Annotated in this window: 16 protein-coding genes; 3 read left to right on the top strand and 13 right to left on the bottom strand. The window is 63.7% G+C overall.

Annotation, left to right across the window (positions count from 1 at the left end; genetic code table 11):
- Positions 1–125 precede the first annotated feature (125 nt).
- A complete protein-coding gene (locus UB31_RS27195) occupies positions 126–791 on the top strand; it encodes a TetR/AcrR family transcriptional regulator (RefSeq protein WP_045013092.1) in 666 nt (221 codons plus the stop codon).
- Between the two features lie 4 nt (positions 792–795).
- Here UB31_RS27195 and UB31_RS27190 read toward each other — a convergent pair whose 3' ends face one another.
- From UB31_RS27190 to UB31_RS27170, 5 genes are all read right to left on the bottom strand, one after another.
- Positions 796–1188 carry a RidA family protein gene (locus UB31_RS27190; RefSeq protein ID WP_045013091.1) on the bottom strand — a complete coding sequence of 131 codons (393 nt, stop codon included), beginning with the start codon at positions 1186–1188 and terminating at the stop codon, positions 796–798.
- A 179-nt stretch (positions 1189–1367) separates the two neighbouring features.
- Positions 1368–1583 (bottom strand): hypothetical protein, encoded by a 216-nt coding sequence (locus tag UB31_RS27185; protein ID WP_045008240.1) that lies wholly within the window; start codon positions 1581–1583, stop codon positions 1368–1370.
- A 104-nt stretch (positions 1584–1687) separates the two neighbouring features.
- Positions 1688–2563, bottom strand: coding sequence for a beta-keto acid cleavage family enzyme (locus UB31_RS27180; protein ID WP_045013090.1), 876 nt, complete (start codon positions 2561–2563; stop codon positions 1688–1690).
- Between the two features lie 3 nt (positions 2564–2566).
- Positions 2567–3796, bottom strand: coding sequence for a CaiB/BaiF CoA transferase family protein (locus tag UB31_RS27175; protein WP_045013089.1), 1230 nt, complete (start codon positions 3794–3796; stop codon positions 2567–2569).
- A 171-nt stretch (positions 3797–3967) separates the two neighbouring features.
- Positions 3968–5173 carry an MFS transporter gene (locus tag UB31_RS27170; protein WP_045013088.1) on the bottom strand — a complete coding sequence of 402 codons (1206 nt, stop codon included), beginning with the start codon at positions 5171–5173 and terminating at the stop codon, positions 3968–3970.
- 184 nt (positions 5174–5357) lie between these two features.
- Here UB31_RS27170 and UB31_RS27165 point away from each other — a divergent pair, with 184 nt between their 5' ends.
- Together UB31_RS27165 and UB31_RS27160 are read left to right on the top strand one after the other, a co-directional pair.
- On the top strand, positions 5358–5615 hold the full coding sequence (locus tag UB31_RS27165) for a type II toxin-antitoxin system Phd/YefM family antitoxin (RefSeq protein WP_045008244.1): 258 nt from the start codon (positions 5358–5360) through the stop codon (positions 5613–5615).
- The gene (locus UB31_RS27160) at positions 5612–5995 is read left to right on the top strand and encodes a type II toxin-antitoxin system VapC family toxin (protein ID WP_045013087.1); all 384 of its coding nucleotides are present in this window, start codon (positions 5612–5614) and stop codon (positions 5993–5995) included. The genes UB31_RS27165 and UB31_RS27160 overlap by 4 nt, the downstream gene beginning before the upstream one ends.
- 26 nt (positions 5996–6021) lie before the next feature.
- Here the strand turns inward: UB31_RS27160 and UB31_RS27155 are convergent, their stop codons facing one another.
- The 8 genes from UB31_RS27155 to UB31_RS27120 all read right to left on the bottom strand — a co-directional run bounded on the left by UB31_RS27155 (position 6022) and on the right by UB31_RS27120 (position 13930).
- On the bottom strand, positions 6022–6225 hold the full coding sequence (locus UB31_RS27155) for a hypothetical protein (protein WP_045013086.1): 204 nt from the start codon (positions 6223–6225) through the stop codon (positions 6022–6024).
- A 10-nt stretch (positions 6226–6235) separates the two neighbouring features.
- The gene (locus UB31_RS27150) at positions 6236–7570 is read right to left on the bottom strand and encodes a PQQ-dependent sugar dehydrogenase (protein ID WP_045013085.1); all 1335 of its coding nucleotides are present in this window, start codon (positions 7568–7570) and stop codon (positions 6236–6238) included.
- On the bottom strand, positions 7567–8019 hold the full coding sequence (locus UB31_RS27145; protein ID WP_045008247.1) for a DUF2231 domain-containing protein: 453 nt from the start codon (positions 8017–8019) through the stop codon (positions 7567–7569). The genes UB31_RS27150 and UB31_RS27145 overlap by 4 nt, the downstream gene beginning before the upstream one ends.
- Positions 8020–8140: 121 nt before the next feature.
- On the bottom strand, positions 8141–9097 hold the full coding sequence (fcl, locus tag UB31_RS27140) for a GDP-L-fucose synthase (protein WP_045013084.1): 957 nt from the start codon (positions 9095–9097) through the stop codon (positions 8141–8143).
- On the bottom strand, positions 9078–10148 hold the full coding sequence (gene gmd, locus UB31_RS27135) for a GDP-mannose 4,6-dehydratase (RefSeq protein ID WP_045013083.1): 1071 nt from the start codon (positions 10146–10148) through the stop codon (positions 9078–9080). Before gmd ends, fcl begins: the two co-directional genes overlap by 20 nt.
- A gap of 177 nt (positions 10149–10325) precedes the next feature.
- Positions 10326–11273, bottom strand: coding sequence for an ABC transporter substrate-binding protein (locus UB31_RS27130; RefSeq protein ID WP_045013082.1), 948 nt, complete (start codon positions 11271–11273; stop codon positions 10326–10328).
- A 100-nt stretch (positions 11274–11373) separates the two neighbouring features.
- Positions 11374–12414, bottom strand: a complete 1041-nt coding sequence (locus UB31_RS27125; RefSeq protein ID WP_045013081.1) for an ABC transporter permease subunit — start codon at positions 12412–12414, stop codon at positions 11374–11376.
- A complete protein-coding gene (locus UB31_RS27120) occupies positions 12407–13930 on the bottom strand; it encodes a sugar ABC transporter ATP-binding protein (RefSeq protein WP_045008252.1) in 1524 nt (507 codons plus the stop codon). Before UB31_RS27120 ends, UB31_RS27125 begins: the two co-directional genes overlap by 8 nt.
- Between the last annotated feature and the right edge of the window lie 85 nt (positions 13931–14015).

The following is a 14015-nucleotide window of genomic DNA, read 5'->3' as shown; positions in this document are numbered from 1 at the left end:
AACGCGAGAAGGAACCCTCACCGCTGGGTGCGGCGCAATTCCATCATGCGGATTGACTTTTCCCGGCCTTCAAACGATAGTTTCATACAACTGTTTGAATTGCAACTCCCTCCCTGAGGGGTCCCATGGCCAGCGATCACACCCGGACATCCATTCTCGCTGCCGCCGAACGGCTTTATGCCGATCGCGGTTTCGGCGACGTGACGCTGCGCGACATCGTCGCGGCGGCCAATGTCAATCTGGCTGCGGTGAACTATCATTTCGGCTCGAAGGACGAGTTGATCGCAGAACTGTTCGTCACCCGCTCGATCGCGACCAACCGCGAGCGCCTGCACGAATTGAAAATGGCGGAAGAGCAAGGCGGCGGTCGCGCGCCGATCGAGGTGATCTTGCACGCGCTGGTCGGGCCGACCTTGCGCGGCTGTCTGGGACCTGAGAACCAGCGCTCCACCGCGGCGCGCTTCATGATCCGCGCCTCGATCGAATCCGTCCCGCCGATCCGCCGCATCAAGAACCGCGAGATCGATCATTTGCGGAAATTCGTAGGCGCCATGCGCCGCTCCCTGCCCGACCGCAGCGATGTCGAGATCTATTGGGGCCTCAACTTCGCGCTCGCGATGGCGCACCACACCATCCGCGAGAGCGAGCGACTGACGAAATTGTCGGAAGGCAAATGCGACCTCGACGACGTCGAGGACGTGGTTGCACGCGTCGTCAGCGTCGCGACGATGGCGCTGACGATGGGCAAGACCGAGACGAAAGCGCGCGCGCTGGCGAGAGACGTGCGCTAGTCCCTCACATCATCGCGATGCAGTCGATCTCGACGTCGAAGGGGCCGAACCATTCCGGCGTGCAGACGAAGATCCGCGCCGGCGGATCAATCGGGAAGTAGCGGGCATAGACCGCGTTGAATGCGGCGAAATGCTTCACGGAGGTGCAGTAGACGTTGCACTTCATGACGTTGTCGAGCGACGCGCCGGCCGTCTCCAGGCACAGCTTCATCTGCTCCATGATGATCTCGCTCTGCCGCTCGATCTGCATCCCCCCGATCGCGCCCGTCTCCGGATCGAACGGCGGTAGCCCAGCAACAAAGATCATGTTGCCGGCGCGCGTCACCGGCGAGGTCGGCGCCTTCACGCGGTCGAGAAAGGACGAGATCGGTTCGACGCGGAGTGCTTCGCGTTTCATGGGCCGCCACCTTCGGTTCGAGCGAGACTGGTGCCTGACTACATTAATCTGTAGCCGGCATGTTTCGCTTCCGATCGAAGTGTGATCGCGGGGCTAAAGCGCGATGAGATCGCGCTTTAGCTTATTATTTTGAGCATGATCTTTTCGGAAAACCGCTGCACACTTTTCCGGATCATGCTCTACGCCCGCTGCGGCATCTCCTCGGCCTCTTCCTTGGCGAGCAGCAGCAGCATCTCGATGCCCATGTCGCCTTCCTGTGGCGAGCGGATGAATTTGATCTCTTCGGCGCTTTGCCGCAGCGCGGCAATGATGGCGACGGCCTGATTGGCCGTGGCCGCCTCGGTTGCCAGAATTGCCTTCTGGTTCTTCGCTTGAAACCCGATCGTATAGGACATGCACTTCCCTCCCGAACCCAGTGGAGAGATCGAATCTGAGTCGCGGGCGAAGCGGAAGCCTGTGTGTTTACGGACCGGGTTTATCTGGGGATTGCGCGCAAGCCTCACGCAAGTCCGAGCATCGACCTTGCTTCCGCCGCAGTCGCAATGCTCGCGCCCAGGCTCTTGAGGATGCCGGCGGCATGCGCGACCAGCTCGGCGTTGGTCTTGGCCAGCACGCCCTTGGACATATAGAGATTGTCCTCCATGCCGACGCGGACGTGGCCGCCGAGCAACCAGGCCTGCGCGACCATCGGGAACTCGGCGCGGCCGATGCCGAAGCCGGACCAGATCGCACCCGGCGGCAGCAGGCTGCGCGCATAGAACATCGTCTCCGGTGTGGCGGAGAAGCCGTACTTCACCCCTAACACGAGCGAGAACAGGCCCGGCCCCTTCAGCGTGCCGTCGGCGAAGAGGTCGCGCGCCAGATGGCAGTCGCCGGAATCGAACAGCTCGATCTCCGGCAGCACGCCGGCCGCTGTCATCCGCTCGGCCATGATGCGGACGTTACGCGGCGTGTTGATCACGACCTCGCCGCCGGAATTCATGGTGTTGAGGTCGAGCGTGCAGATGTCGGGCTTGAGCAGCTCGATATGCTCGACGCGCTTATCGGGTTGCAACAGCGTGGTGCCGGGACCGGCGATGCGGGGGTCGTCGTGCGAGGGAACAAAACGCCCACCCGGACCGGTGGTCAGGTTGATGACCAGGCTCTTGTTACGGGCGCGAATGAGCTCCACCACCTCGCGATAAAGATCGACCGACATCGAGGGCCGCCCCGTGGCGGGATCGCGCACATGAATGTGGGCGATGGCGGCGCCGGCTTCGGCCGCCTTCAGCGCGGACGTCGCGATCTGTTCGGGCGTGATCGGCAGATACGGCGACTGCTCGGGTTTTGTGAGGTTGCCCGTGATCGCGCAGGTGATGATGGTTTTGCCGGTCATAAATCAGATGATACCCTGCTTCTTCAGCGCCTCGATCTTGCCGGCATCATAACCGAGCTTGCCGCCGAGCACTTCCTGGGTGTGCTCGCCGAGCAGCGGCGGCGCGCGATAGGTCTCGATCGGGGTTTCCGAGAAGGTCAGCGCGTTGCGGATCAGCGACAGCTCCGGCTCGAACTTGTGCTCGGTCTTCACCCGCATGCCGCGCGACTGGACATGGGGATCGCTGAACACCTGCTCGAAATTGTTGATCGGACCTGACGGCACGCCAGCCTCCTCCAGCCTGTCCAGCCAATAGGCCACCGGCTTTTTGAGGAACAGGCCGGCGAAGATCGCCATGATCTCCTTGCCGTGCACGACGCGGTCGTTGTTCTTGAGGAAGCGCTTGTCGTTGGCGAGCTCGGGCTCGCCGAGCACGGCGCAGGTGCGCTGGAACTGGCCGTCATTGCCGACCACCAGCATCAATTCGCCGTCGGTGCAGCGGAACACGCCGGCCGGCATGCCGCCATTGCCCCAGGTCCCGCGGCGCGGCGGTGTCTTGCCGTTGACGAGGTAGATCTGGAGCCAGTGACTGAGCGAAGCAATTACGGTGTCGAAGAGGCAGACGTCGAGATGCTGCCCTACACCACCATTGGCGTCGCGATTGTAGAGTGCCGAGAGAATCCCGATCGAGCTATTCATGCCAGTCATGTAGTCGACGATGGAGGGACCGACCTTCATGGGACCTTCGCCCGGCTCGCCGTCGATATGGCCGGTGACGCTCATCAGACCGCCCATCGCCTGGAGGATGGCGTCGTAGCCGGCGCGCGGCGCGTACGGGCCGGTCTGGCCGAAGCCGGTCACCGAGCAATAGATGATGCGGGGGTTGATCGCCTTGATCGTCTCGTAGTCGAGGCCGTAACGCTTGAGATCGCCGACCTTATAGTTCTCCATGAAGACGTCGACGTCCTTGGCAAGCTCGCGGACGATCGCCTGTCCCTCGGGCTTGGCGATGTTGACCGTGACCGACTTCTTGTTGCGGTTGGCGCAGAGGTAGAAGGAATTGTTGTTGTTCGCCTTGCCCTCGGGATCGCTCAGATAAGGCGGGCCAAAGGCGCGCGCGTCGTCGCCGGTGCCGGGCCGTTCGATCTTGATCACCTCCGCGCCGAGGTCGCCCAGCATCTGGGCCGACAAGGGCCCGGCGAGCACGCGCGTGAGATCAAGGATCTTGATGCCTGAGAGCGGCAAGGCCGACATGTCGATTTCCTCCGGGGAACTGGATATTGGCGCGGCGGCGAGATCGCGGGCCGCGCTCCCTGCGGATACACTATTTTGGCGCCTTGAGCACTGCACTGGCGGCATGCCGCCATCCCCCACCCTGGCGGTGGCGATAGCCACAGCGGCGAATTCCGCGCCGCGAATAACGCCTCAGATCGCTCCGGCCGCGGCGATTTGCGGGCGCCTCCGGCCGAGCAGGACCAGGATCAGCACCGCTGCGCAGGAGCAGACGAAGGTGAGGCCGAGCGCGCCGCGGCCGCCGAATTGGGTGAGCAGGCCGGCCAGGAGCGGCGGCGAGATGGCGGACGCCAGATTGAGCGGCAGCGCGATCATCGACATCGTCTTGGCGAATGCGGCCTGGTCGTAGAACACGAGCGGGATCGTCGCCCGCGCAACCGCCATCGCGCCGCTGCCGGCGCCGTAGACCAGAATGAAGACCGCGACCGCCCAGGTCGCCCCCTCGCTCATCATCAGGAGCAGCATGGAAACGGGGAGCGCCGTGCCTGCGACGAGCCCGGTCGTGATCCCGTCCCATCGGCCGCCGCCGAGGAAATCGAGCCCGCGGGCGCTGACCTGGATCACGCCCAGCATCGAGCCGAACGCGATCGCCTGCGCCGGCGCCAGGCCCTCGGCCCGCAATAGCTCGATCAGCACGGCACTCAGGCCGAAAGTGACGAAGGCATTGAGCGTGATCGCGCAGACAACGAGATTGAACGTGCTTCTCGGAATGGCCGGCGCAGCGGAAGGCTTCGCGGCCGCGCCGTCGTGCTCCTTCACCACACTCCGGCGCGGCGCGCCGAATGCGTAAAGCGGCAACGAGACCAGGATCAGCATGGCCGCGTAGACCAGGCAGGTGACGCGCCAGCCGAGATGGCTGCTGAGAAACGAGGTGGTCGGCCAGAAGATGCTGCTGGAGAGGCCCGTCACCAGCATCAGCGCGCCGATCGCGCTCTTGGCCTGCCGCCCTGCAACTTCGTTGAGCATGATATAGGCGCCGGTCGAGAGCGTGGCGCTGCCGCCCATGCCGAGAATGACCCAGGCCGCAAAATAGAGCATCGGCTCGCGCGCGAAATACAGAACGACGTAGCCCGGCACCGCAACAACCGTGCCCACCATCATCACTTTGCGTGCACCGTGCCGCGCAAAAGCCTTGGCGAGCCACGGCGCGCATAGCCCCATGGTGACATAAAGCGTCGATGTGCCCGCGAACACCATTGGCAGGCTCATGCCGAGATCGGCAGCAAGATCGCGGCCGACCACGGCCGGAAGGCCAATCGTACCCCATCCAATGAGTTGGGTGATTGCCAGCACCAACAGGACCCCGATGAGCCTGCTGTCAGATTTCAAAAACCGCATTCCAAACGTCGCCTGCCCGGCAGGCGCGGATCGCGCCAGCAGGCCTGTCTTAGCTGGAGACTGGGGAGTCGAGGAATGTTGGTTCCGAATGGCATGGGGGCGCCCTCCGCAGAGCGATCGCACCCATTCTTGACTTAGACTAGTTTCTAGTCCATTTTGTTAAAAACCTAGCGAGAACAATGAGATGCGGATCTCCGTGACCGCTGCCAAGGGCCAATTGACCGAGCTCGTACGCCGCGCTGAAGCCGGGGACGAGGTGATCCTGACACGGCATGGACACGCAGCGGTTCGTCTCGTTCCGATCAAGCTCCCGCCAGACCGAGCAACACGTCGATCGCTGCTCGAAGCGGCACGCAACAGCGGTGCGGCCAAGGCAACTCCAGGACCAGGCGCGGCGCGCAGTCAGGACTTTCTCTTTGGTGACGATGGCCTGCCCGAATGATCGCGGTCGACACCTCGGCGCTCATGGCGATCATTCTCGACGAACCGCAAGCCGATGCCTGCATTGCGGCACTGGAGGCCGCCGACGAGATTCTGATTTCAGCTGGCACCGTTGCCGAAAGCTTGATCGTCGCAGCACGGCGTGGCGTCGGCGATGAGATGAAAAGTCTGATCAACGACCTCGGCTTGAAAGTGATCCCGCTGACACAAGCATCCACCGAACGAATAGCGCAGGTCTATTCGCGTCGGGGCAAAGGCCTTCATCCTGCCGGCCTCAATCTCGGTGACTGCTTCGCCTACGACGTGGCCCGAGAACACGGCTGCGCGTTGCTCTATGTCGGCGACGACTTTGCGAAGACGGATATTGGAAGGGCGACCTAATTGGCCTTCTAGCGATACGGGCCGAGCTAGCCTCCGAGCGCGGTCTCCCCCGCTTCGCGGCCGGGCACGCTGACATGAACCTCATGTCCCTGGCGAAGCGCCAGGGAGGCTGCGGCCACCGCGGATTCGAACGCCGATTCCTTGGTGGCATATTTGCCGTTGACGTTGCCGTCATGCAGCACGCCCCACTCGTCCTGGAACGGCACGATCGCATATTGAGCAAGGCCCATCATCCAACTCCTATCTCTGCGTCACCTGCGGATGCGCCGCGCTCACCCGCCACACCATGTTGCCGCTATCATCGGCGATCAGCAGCGCGCCGGTCTTGTCGAGGGCAACGCCGACAGGACGGCCGCGGGCCTGGTTGTCGCTGTTGAGGAAGCCGGTGACGACGTCCTGCGCCGGCCCGCTCGGCTTTCCGTCGCTGAAGGGCACAAACACGACCTTGTAGCCGTTGAGTACCGGCCTGTTCCAACTGCCATGCTCGCCGACAAAGGCGCCGCTGCGATAAGCGCTCGGCAGGCTGCTGCCGGTGGCAAACGCCATTCCGAGCGGCGCAACATGCGAGCTCAGCGCATAATCCGGCACGATCGCCTTGGCGACGAGGTCGGGCCGCTGCGGCTTGACACGGGGATCGACGTGCTGGCCGTAATAGCTGTAGGGCCAGCCGTAGAAAGCGCCATCCTTCACCGATGTCATGTAGTCCGGCACGAGATCGGGGCCGAGCTCGTCGCGCTCATTCACCACCGTCCACAGCGCGCCGCTCTGCGGCTCGAAGCTCAAGCCGTTCGGATTGCGCAACCCGCTGGCAAAAATGCGCCAACGCCCGCTGGCACGATCGACTTCGAGGATGTCAGCGCGATTGTGCTCGGCCTCCATGCCATTCTCGGTGATGTTGCTGTTGGAGCCGACGCCGGCATAAAGCTTCGAACCATCGGGGCTCGCGACCAGGCTCTTGGTCCAGTGATGATCGATCGGCCCGCCCGGCAGCGGCGTCAGCACCGTGCCGGGCGCGGTGATCTTGGTATCGCCTTCCGTATAGGGATATCTGACGATCGCGTCGGTGTTGGCGACATAGAGATCGTTGCCGACCAGCGCGACGCCGAATGGCGAGTTGAGATGATCGAGGAAGACGCTCTGCGTATCCGGCACGCCGTCGCCGTTGCTGTCGCGCAACAGCGTGATGCGGTTGCTCGCGCCGGTATCGCCGCCCGAGGTCGCCCAGGATTCGACAAAACCCATCACGATCTCCTTGGGCCGCTTGATCGCGGCGGCCTTCGGCGCCTTGGCTTCCACCACCAGCACGTCGCCATTGGGCAGCACGTAGAGCGAGCGCGGATGCTGCAAGCCTGTCGCGAACGCTTTGGCCTGCAAGCCCTGCGCGACCGTCGGCGTCTCGTCCTTCTTCCAGCCGACGATACGCGCGATGTGCATCGGCGGCAGAAAATATTGCTGGATGTCGGGAAGTACCGGATTGGCGCCGATTTGCGCCTTGGGATCGCCGCTGCCGTCATTGCAACCGGCGAGACACAAGAGCGAGGAGCAGAGCAGCGCACGGGTAAATTGGGACCTCATCGCTCAACTCCCACACCGTGGCGGTACACCATCGCCCAGCCGAGCCAGCCGGTGACAGGCAGGATCAGCACGGTGAGCACCGAAAGAACGAGACCCAACGGCCACACCGAGGTCCAGGCATCGCGCGTGTGGATCAACGCGTTGAAGAACGCCAGGATCAACGCCACCGCGTTGCCGATCAGGTGCGGCCAGGCCGGCGCCTGCTCCCGCACAAGCCGATTACTGAGAAAATCAATCAGGCCCGCAATGGCGGCCAGCACGCCGAAGATGACGCCGACGACCAGAAGCCACGCAGAGAAATTCGCCCACATGATTTCGGCGGTGACGGTATAGACGATGTCAGTCAGCAAAGCGCCGGCGAAGCACGCGATCGGTATCGGCACCAGCATCGGATGAATCGGATGACCTTCGATTTGCGCGGTGGAGCGCACGCGCACAGCTTCTTGCACGGTTGGCCTCGTGTGACATGTCGCCCTGCCCGATCGGCCAACTCGTGTTTGCGATGAAGGTTCCTATGGAAGGGTTTCGGCCTGCTCGCGGGCCGCGCTCGCACTGCGAGCGATCACAGGATTATTGCGCAGGAACCTGTGCCGCGGCCTGATACGCCGCATATGCGCGCTTCAGGCCCTCATGAAGCGAGGTCTCCGAGCGCCAGCCGAGCTTTGCGAGACGGCTGACGTCGAGCAGCTTGCGCGGCGTGCCGTCGGGGCGCGAAGTGTCGAAACTGATTTCGTCGGTATAGCCGACGACTTCGGCGACCACGCGGGCGAACTCGGCGATGGTGATGTCCTCGCCGGTACCGATATTGATCAGCTCCGTGCCCGAATAGGTCTTCATCAGGTGCACGCAGGCATCCGCCATGTCGTCGACATAGAGGAACTCGCGCCGCGGCGTCCCGGTGCCCCACACGACGACGCTCTTGGCGCCCGCAACCTTCGCCTCGTGAAAGCGCCGGATCAGGGCGGCGACCACATGGCTCAGCTCGGGGTGATAATTGTCACCGGGGCCGTAGAGATTGGTCGGCATCACGCTGATGAAGTCGCTGCCGTACTGGCTGCGATAGGCTTCCGCCATCTTGATGCCGGCGATCTTGGCAATCGCATAGGGCTCGTTGGTCGGCTCCAGCGGACCGGTCAGCACGGTGTCCTCGCGCAAGGGCTGGGCGGCCAGCTTCGGATAGATGCAGGAGGAGCCGAGGAACATCAGCTTCTCGGCACCGTTCTGATGCGCGGCATGGATCACATTGGCCGCGATCGCGATATTGTCGTAAATGAACTCGGCGCGCAGCGTGGCGTTGGCGACGATGCCGCCGACTTTTGCAGCGGCAAGGAACACGACCTGCGGCCGCGTCCTCGAAAACCAGTCGAACACCGCAGCCTGGTTGCAGAGATCGACCTCGCGCCGGTCCACCGTGACGACCTTGACGTCCTCGCGGGCGAGCCGGCGCACGAGTGCGCTGCCGACCATGCCGCGATGGCCGGCGACGTAGACGCTCTTGCCTGTCAGCTCAAACGGTGCGTTTGCCACCGGCTACATCCCGTTTTGCCTCGGCAAGATCGCTCGCCACCATCTCCGCGACGAGTTCCACAAAACTCCGCTTCGGTGTCCAGCCGAGCACCTCGCGTGCCTTGCTGGCATCGCCGACGAGGAGATCGACCTCGGTGGGGCGGAAATAGGTCGGGTCGATCTTCACGACCGTCTTGCCGCTCTTGGTATCGATGCCGGTCTCGTCGACGCCTTGGCCCCGCCATTCGATGCGGCGGCCGATTTGCGCAAACGACAGCTCGACCATCTCCCGCACCGAGCGCGTCTCACCGGTGGCGAGCACGAAATCGTCGGGCTTATCCGCTTGCAGGATCTTGTGCATGCCTTCGACATAGTCTTTGGCATGGCCCCAGTCGCGCTTGGCCGAGAGATTGCCGAGATAGAGCGTCTGCTCGAGCCCAACCTCGATGCGGGCGACGCCGCGGGTGATCTTGCGGGTCACAAACGTCTCGCCGCGGATCGGGCTCTCATGGTTGAACAGGATGCCGTTGGACGCGAACATGCCGTAGGCTTCGCGGTAGTTCACCGTGATCCAGTAGCCGTAGAGTTTTGCCACGCCGTAAGGCGAACGCGGATAGAACGGCGTGGTCTCCTTCTGCGGGACCTCCTGCACCAGACCATAGAGCTCGGAGGTCGAGGCCTGGTAGAACCGCGTCTCCTTCTCCATGCCGAGGATGCGGATCGCTTCCAGGAGCCGCAGCACGCCGATGCCGTCGGCATTGGCGGTGTATTCCGGGCTTTCGAAGCTGACGGCGACGTGGCTTTGGGCCGCCAGGTTGTAGATCTCGGTCGGCCGGATCTGCTGCACCAGGCGGATCAGATTGGTCGAGTCCGTCATGTCGCCGTAATGCATCAAGAACGGCACGTTGCCGACATGCGGATCCTGGTAGAGATGGTCGACGCGCGCGGTGTTGAACGAAGACGAGCGCCGCTTGATGCCGTGCACGACATAGCCGAGCGACAGCAGATATTCGGCGAGATAGGCGCCGTCCTGCCCCGTCACACCGGTGATGAGAGCGACCCGCTCAGCCATATCCGCAAATGCTCCAAATAGCGCCCGTGGGCGCACCCATTCGGTCGACCCACCGTCAAAACTCTCCCCTTCTTTGACATATCGGTCGCTGGGGTCAACCTCACAGGCGCGCCCGGGCAAGTTTCCCGGGACGCCACTCTCGAATTGGGCCGCAGCCCGCCAAAGCTGTGGTGCGCGTTACTGCGAACGGTCCGAGGTCCAGCCCTTGTAGTCGGCGACATTGTCCCGGGTTACGAGCTTCGACGGCAGCAGCTCGACGGTCGAGGCCGGCTTCTGGCCGTTGAGAATGCCGACACCGACCTGCACGGCGCGCCGCGCCATGAAGAACGGGTCCTGCGAAGCCGACGCCTGGACCTGCTGCGCCGCCGGATCCTTGAGCGCGGCCTCGATATCGGGCGCGCCGTCGACCGCGGTGATAATGATGCCGCTGCGGTTTTGCTGGCGCGCTGCGAGGTCGGTGCCGATCGCCTGCGGATCGTTGATGGCGAAGATGGCGTCGATCTTGGTGAAGCGCGTCAGATAGCCCTGCGCGACGGTGAGGCCGCCTTCGCGCGAGCCCTTCGCGTCCTGGTCGCTGGACAGCACCTTGATGCCGGGATTTTTCGAGAGCACGTTCTTGCAGCCGACGACGCGGTCGATCACGGCGGAGACTTGCGGTCCGTTCTCGATGATGACGTCGCCCTTGCCGCCCAGCTTGTCGACGATGTACTGGCAGGAGATCTCGCCGGCCTGGACGTTGTTCGTGGTCACGGTCGCATCGGCGCCATCGGCCGCGGTGTCGACCGCGACGACGACGATGCCTGCCGCCTGCGCCTTCTTGATCGCCGGCCCGATCGCCTTGGGATCGCCGGGGTTCAACAGGATCAGGTCGACGCCGGCGGCGATGAAATTGTCGATCTGGGTGACCTGCTTGCCGAGGTCGTATTCGAAGCCGACGGTGGTGATCTTCACATTGGGATTGGTCTTCCTGGCCTCGAACTCGGCGCCCTTCGACAGCGCGACGAAGAACGGGTTGCCCATCGAGCCCAGCGAGACGCCGATCGACTTGAGCTCCTTAGCAAAGGACGGCGCGGTGGTCAGGGCGAGCGCCATCGCGGCGCCGGCGAGCGTGGTCATCTTCAACATTGGCTTCCTCCCTGGTCTGTCTTTGTCCCCGGCACGGCAGACCAGTTGCCGTAACGGAATCTCGCATCACACACGCACACTCAGGTGCGCGCCGAGCCTTTCAGGTTCTGGCGGAGCCTTGCAGCCGATACCGATCCAGCGCCACGGCGCCGATGATCACCAGACCCTTGATCACATATTGCCAGATGTCGGAGACGCCGGTGAGGATCAGACCATTCGAGAGAACGGCGATGATCAGCGCGCCGACCAGCGTCCCCCAGATCGAGCCGATGCCGCCGACGAAAGAGGTGCCGCCGAGGATCACCGCGGTGATGGCATCGAGCTCGTAGGACTGGCCAAGCTGCAAGCCGTTGGCCGCATAGAGCCGCGCCGCCTGCATGGCACCGCCAAGTCCGGCCAACAGTCCCGACACGCCATAGACGAAGATCAGCACGGCCCAGACCTTGATGCCGGCAAGCCGCGCCGCGCTCTCGTTGCCGCCGACCGCATAGATGTGCACGCCGAGCACCGTCCGGCGCAACACCAGCCACGAGACGAGGATCACCAGCAGAGCGATCACGGAGAGCCACGGGATCGATGCGACGCCGGGAATGAGCGTCAGCGAGCCATTGCCGATGAAGGCGTAGGGAATGGACGGATTGAACACCGTTGTGTCGGCGCCGAGCAGCCGCGCCAGACCGCGCACGGCGGTGAGCGAGCCCAGCGTGACGATGAAGGGCGGCAGCCGCAACAGCGCGATCAGCGCACCGTTGACGATTCCGAAGCCAAGACCGGTGAGAACCGCGGCCGGCAGCCATAGCGCCCCGAGCTCGGGCAGTTTCGACATCGTCAGGCCAGCCATCGCGGCCGCCGCCAGGATCGAGCCGACCGAGAGATCGATGCCGCCGGTGAGGATGACGAAGGTCATGCCCGCAGCGAGCACGGTGTTGACGGCGGCCTGCTGCAAGACGATGCCGAGATTCTGTCCGGTGAAGAAACGGCCATCCGACAGATAATGAAAGCCGGCGCACAGCAGCAGCAGCACCGGCAGCATGCCGGCCGCGCGGATCATGAGCCTGATGCGCTGGCGCTTTGTCGCCTGGGCGGCGGCAAGGCCGTTTGCCGTGGCAGCCTTCGCCTGCGTTGATCCGTTATCAGGCATCGAGATGCTCCATCCCCGTCGCAAAGGCCATGATGTCCTCCTGATTCAGCGGCGCCGTCTCGGTTCGCCTGACCTCCCCCGCAACGAGTCCCGACCGCATCACGATGACGCGGTCGCAGATGCCGATGATCTCGGGCAGATCGGATGAGATGACGAGGATCGCGGTGCCGGCCTTCGCAAGATTGTCGATGATCGAATAGATCTCCGACTTGGCGCCGACGTCGACGCCGCGCGTCGGCTCGTCGAGGATCAAGACCTTGGGCACAATGGCGAGAAGCCGCGACAGGAGCACCTTCTGCTGGTTGCCGCCGGACAGGCCGCCGGCCGGGACCCCGACATTGGCGGCGCGGATGCTCAATCCAACGAAAGCCCTGTCGGCGCGTTCGCGCGCCTTGTCGCGATCCAGGAACCAGCCAAGCTTCGCATCGCGCCCGAGCACCGCGAGATTGATGTTGTCCAGACATGACATGTCGAGGAACAGGCCGAGCGCCTTCCTGTCCTCCGTCAGATAGGCGATGCCGGCCTCGAGTGCCTCGCCGGGGGTACGGATGTCGATCGGGCGGCCTTCAAGTTCGAGACAGCCCGAAATTCTCGGCGCCGCACCGATGATGAGATGCGCAAGCTCGGTGCGGCCGGCGCCGATCAGGCCGGCAAGCCCTACCACTTCGCCCGCATGCACGGTGAGCGAGCAGCCCTTGACGCGCTGCCCGTCGGCCATGTCGATTGCGGTGAGCACGGGGTGCCCCTTCCCGGCCTCGGGATCGTGATCCTTCTTGTAGAAGGAGGAGACGTCGCGGCCGACCATCAGGCGGACGATGGTGTCGGCGCGGATATCCTGCTTGTCGAGCGAGCCGACCAGACGGCCGTCGCGCAGCACGGTGACGCGGTCACCGAGCGCATAGACCTCGTCCATGCGGTGCGAGATGTAGATGATGGCGAGCCCCTCGGCGCGGAGCTGACGGATCAGCGCAAACAGCCGCTCGCTCTCGCCGGCCGACAGCGCGGTGGTCGGCTCGTCCATGATCAGGATTTTTGAACGCACGTGCAGCGCACGCGCGATCTCGACGAGCTGGCGCTGCCCCATGGAGAGATGCGCCACCAACGTCGACGGCAAGAAGTCCGCGCCCAGCCGCTCCAGGATCGGGCCAACGCCGACCCGCATGGCGCCGCGCGCCAAAAATCCTGAACGAGAGACCTCGCGGCCGAGATAAATATTCTCCGCAACGCTCAGATTGGGAGCCAAAGACAGTTCCTGATAGATGATCGAGATGCCGGCGGCACGGCCGCCGAGCGGGCCTTCGATGCGCACCGGCTTGCCCTCGATGCGGATCTCCCCGCCGGGGTCCGGCCTGTAGGCGCCAGACAAAATTTTCATCAGGGTTGATTTGCCGGCGCCGTTCTCACCCATCAGCGCATGGATTTCACCGGCATAGACGGTGAGATCGACGGTACGCAGCGCCTTGATGCCGAAGAAGGATTTTGAGACCCCACGCATCTCGAGGATCGGATCGTTCATCGTGCCTCCCGGCGCACAACGCGTTTCCTACCCGCGTCTCGTTTCTTGCCAGCGCGGTTCGCGCATTAAACAAAAGGCCGCGGCA

This window comes from Bradyrhizobium sp. LTSP849 (assembly GCF_000938255.1).
In the GTDB taxonomy this organism is placed as follows: Bacteria; Pseudomonadota; Alphaproteobacteria; order Rhizobiales; family Xanthobacteraceae; genus Bradyrhizobium.
The sequence above is the reverse complement of the archived record's forward strand: the minus strand, read 5'-3'. Positions and strand labels throughout refer to the sequence as shown.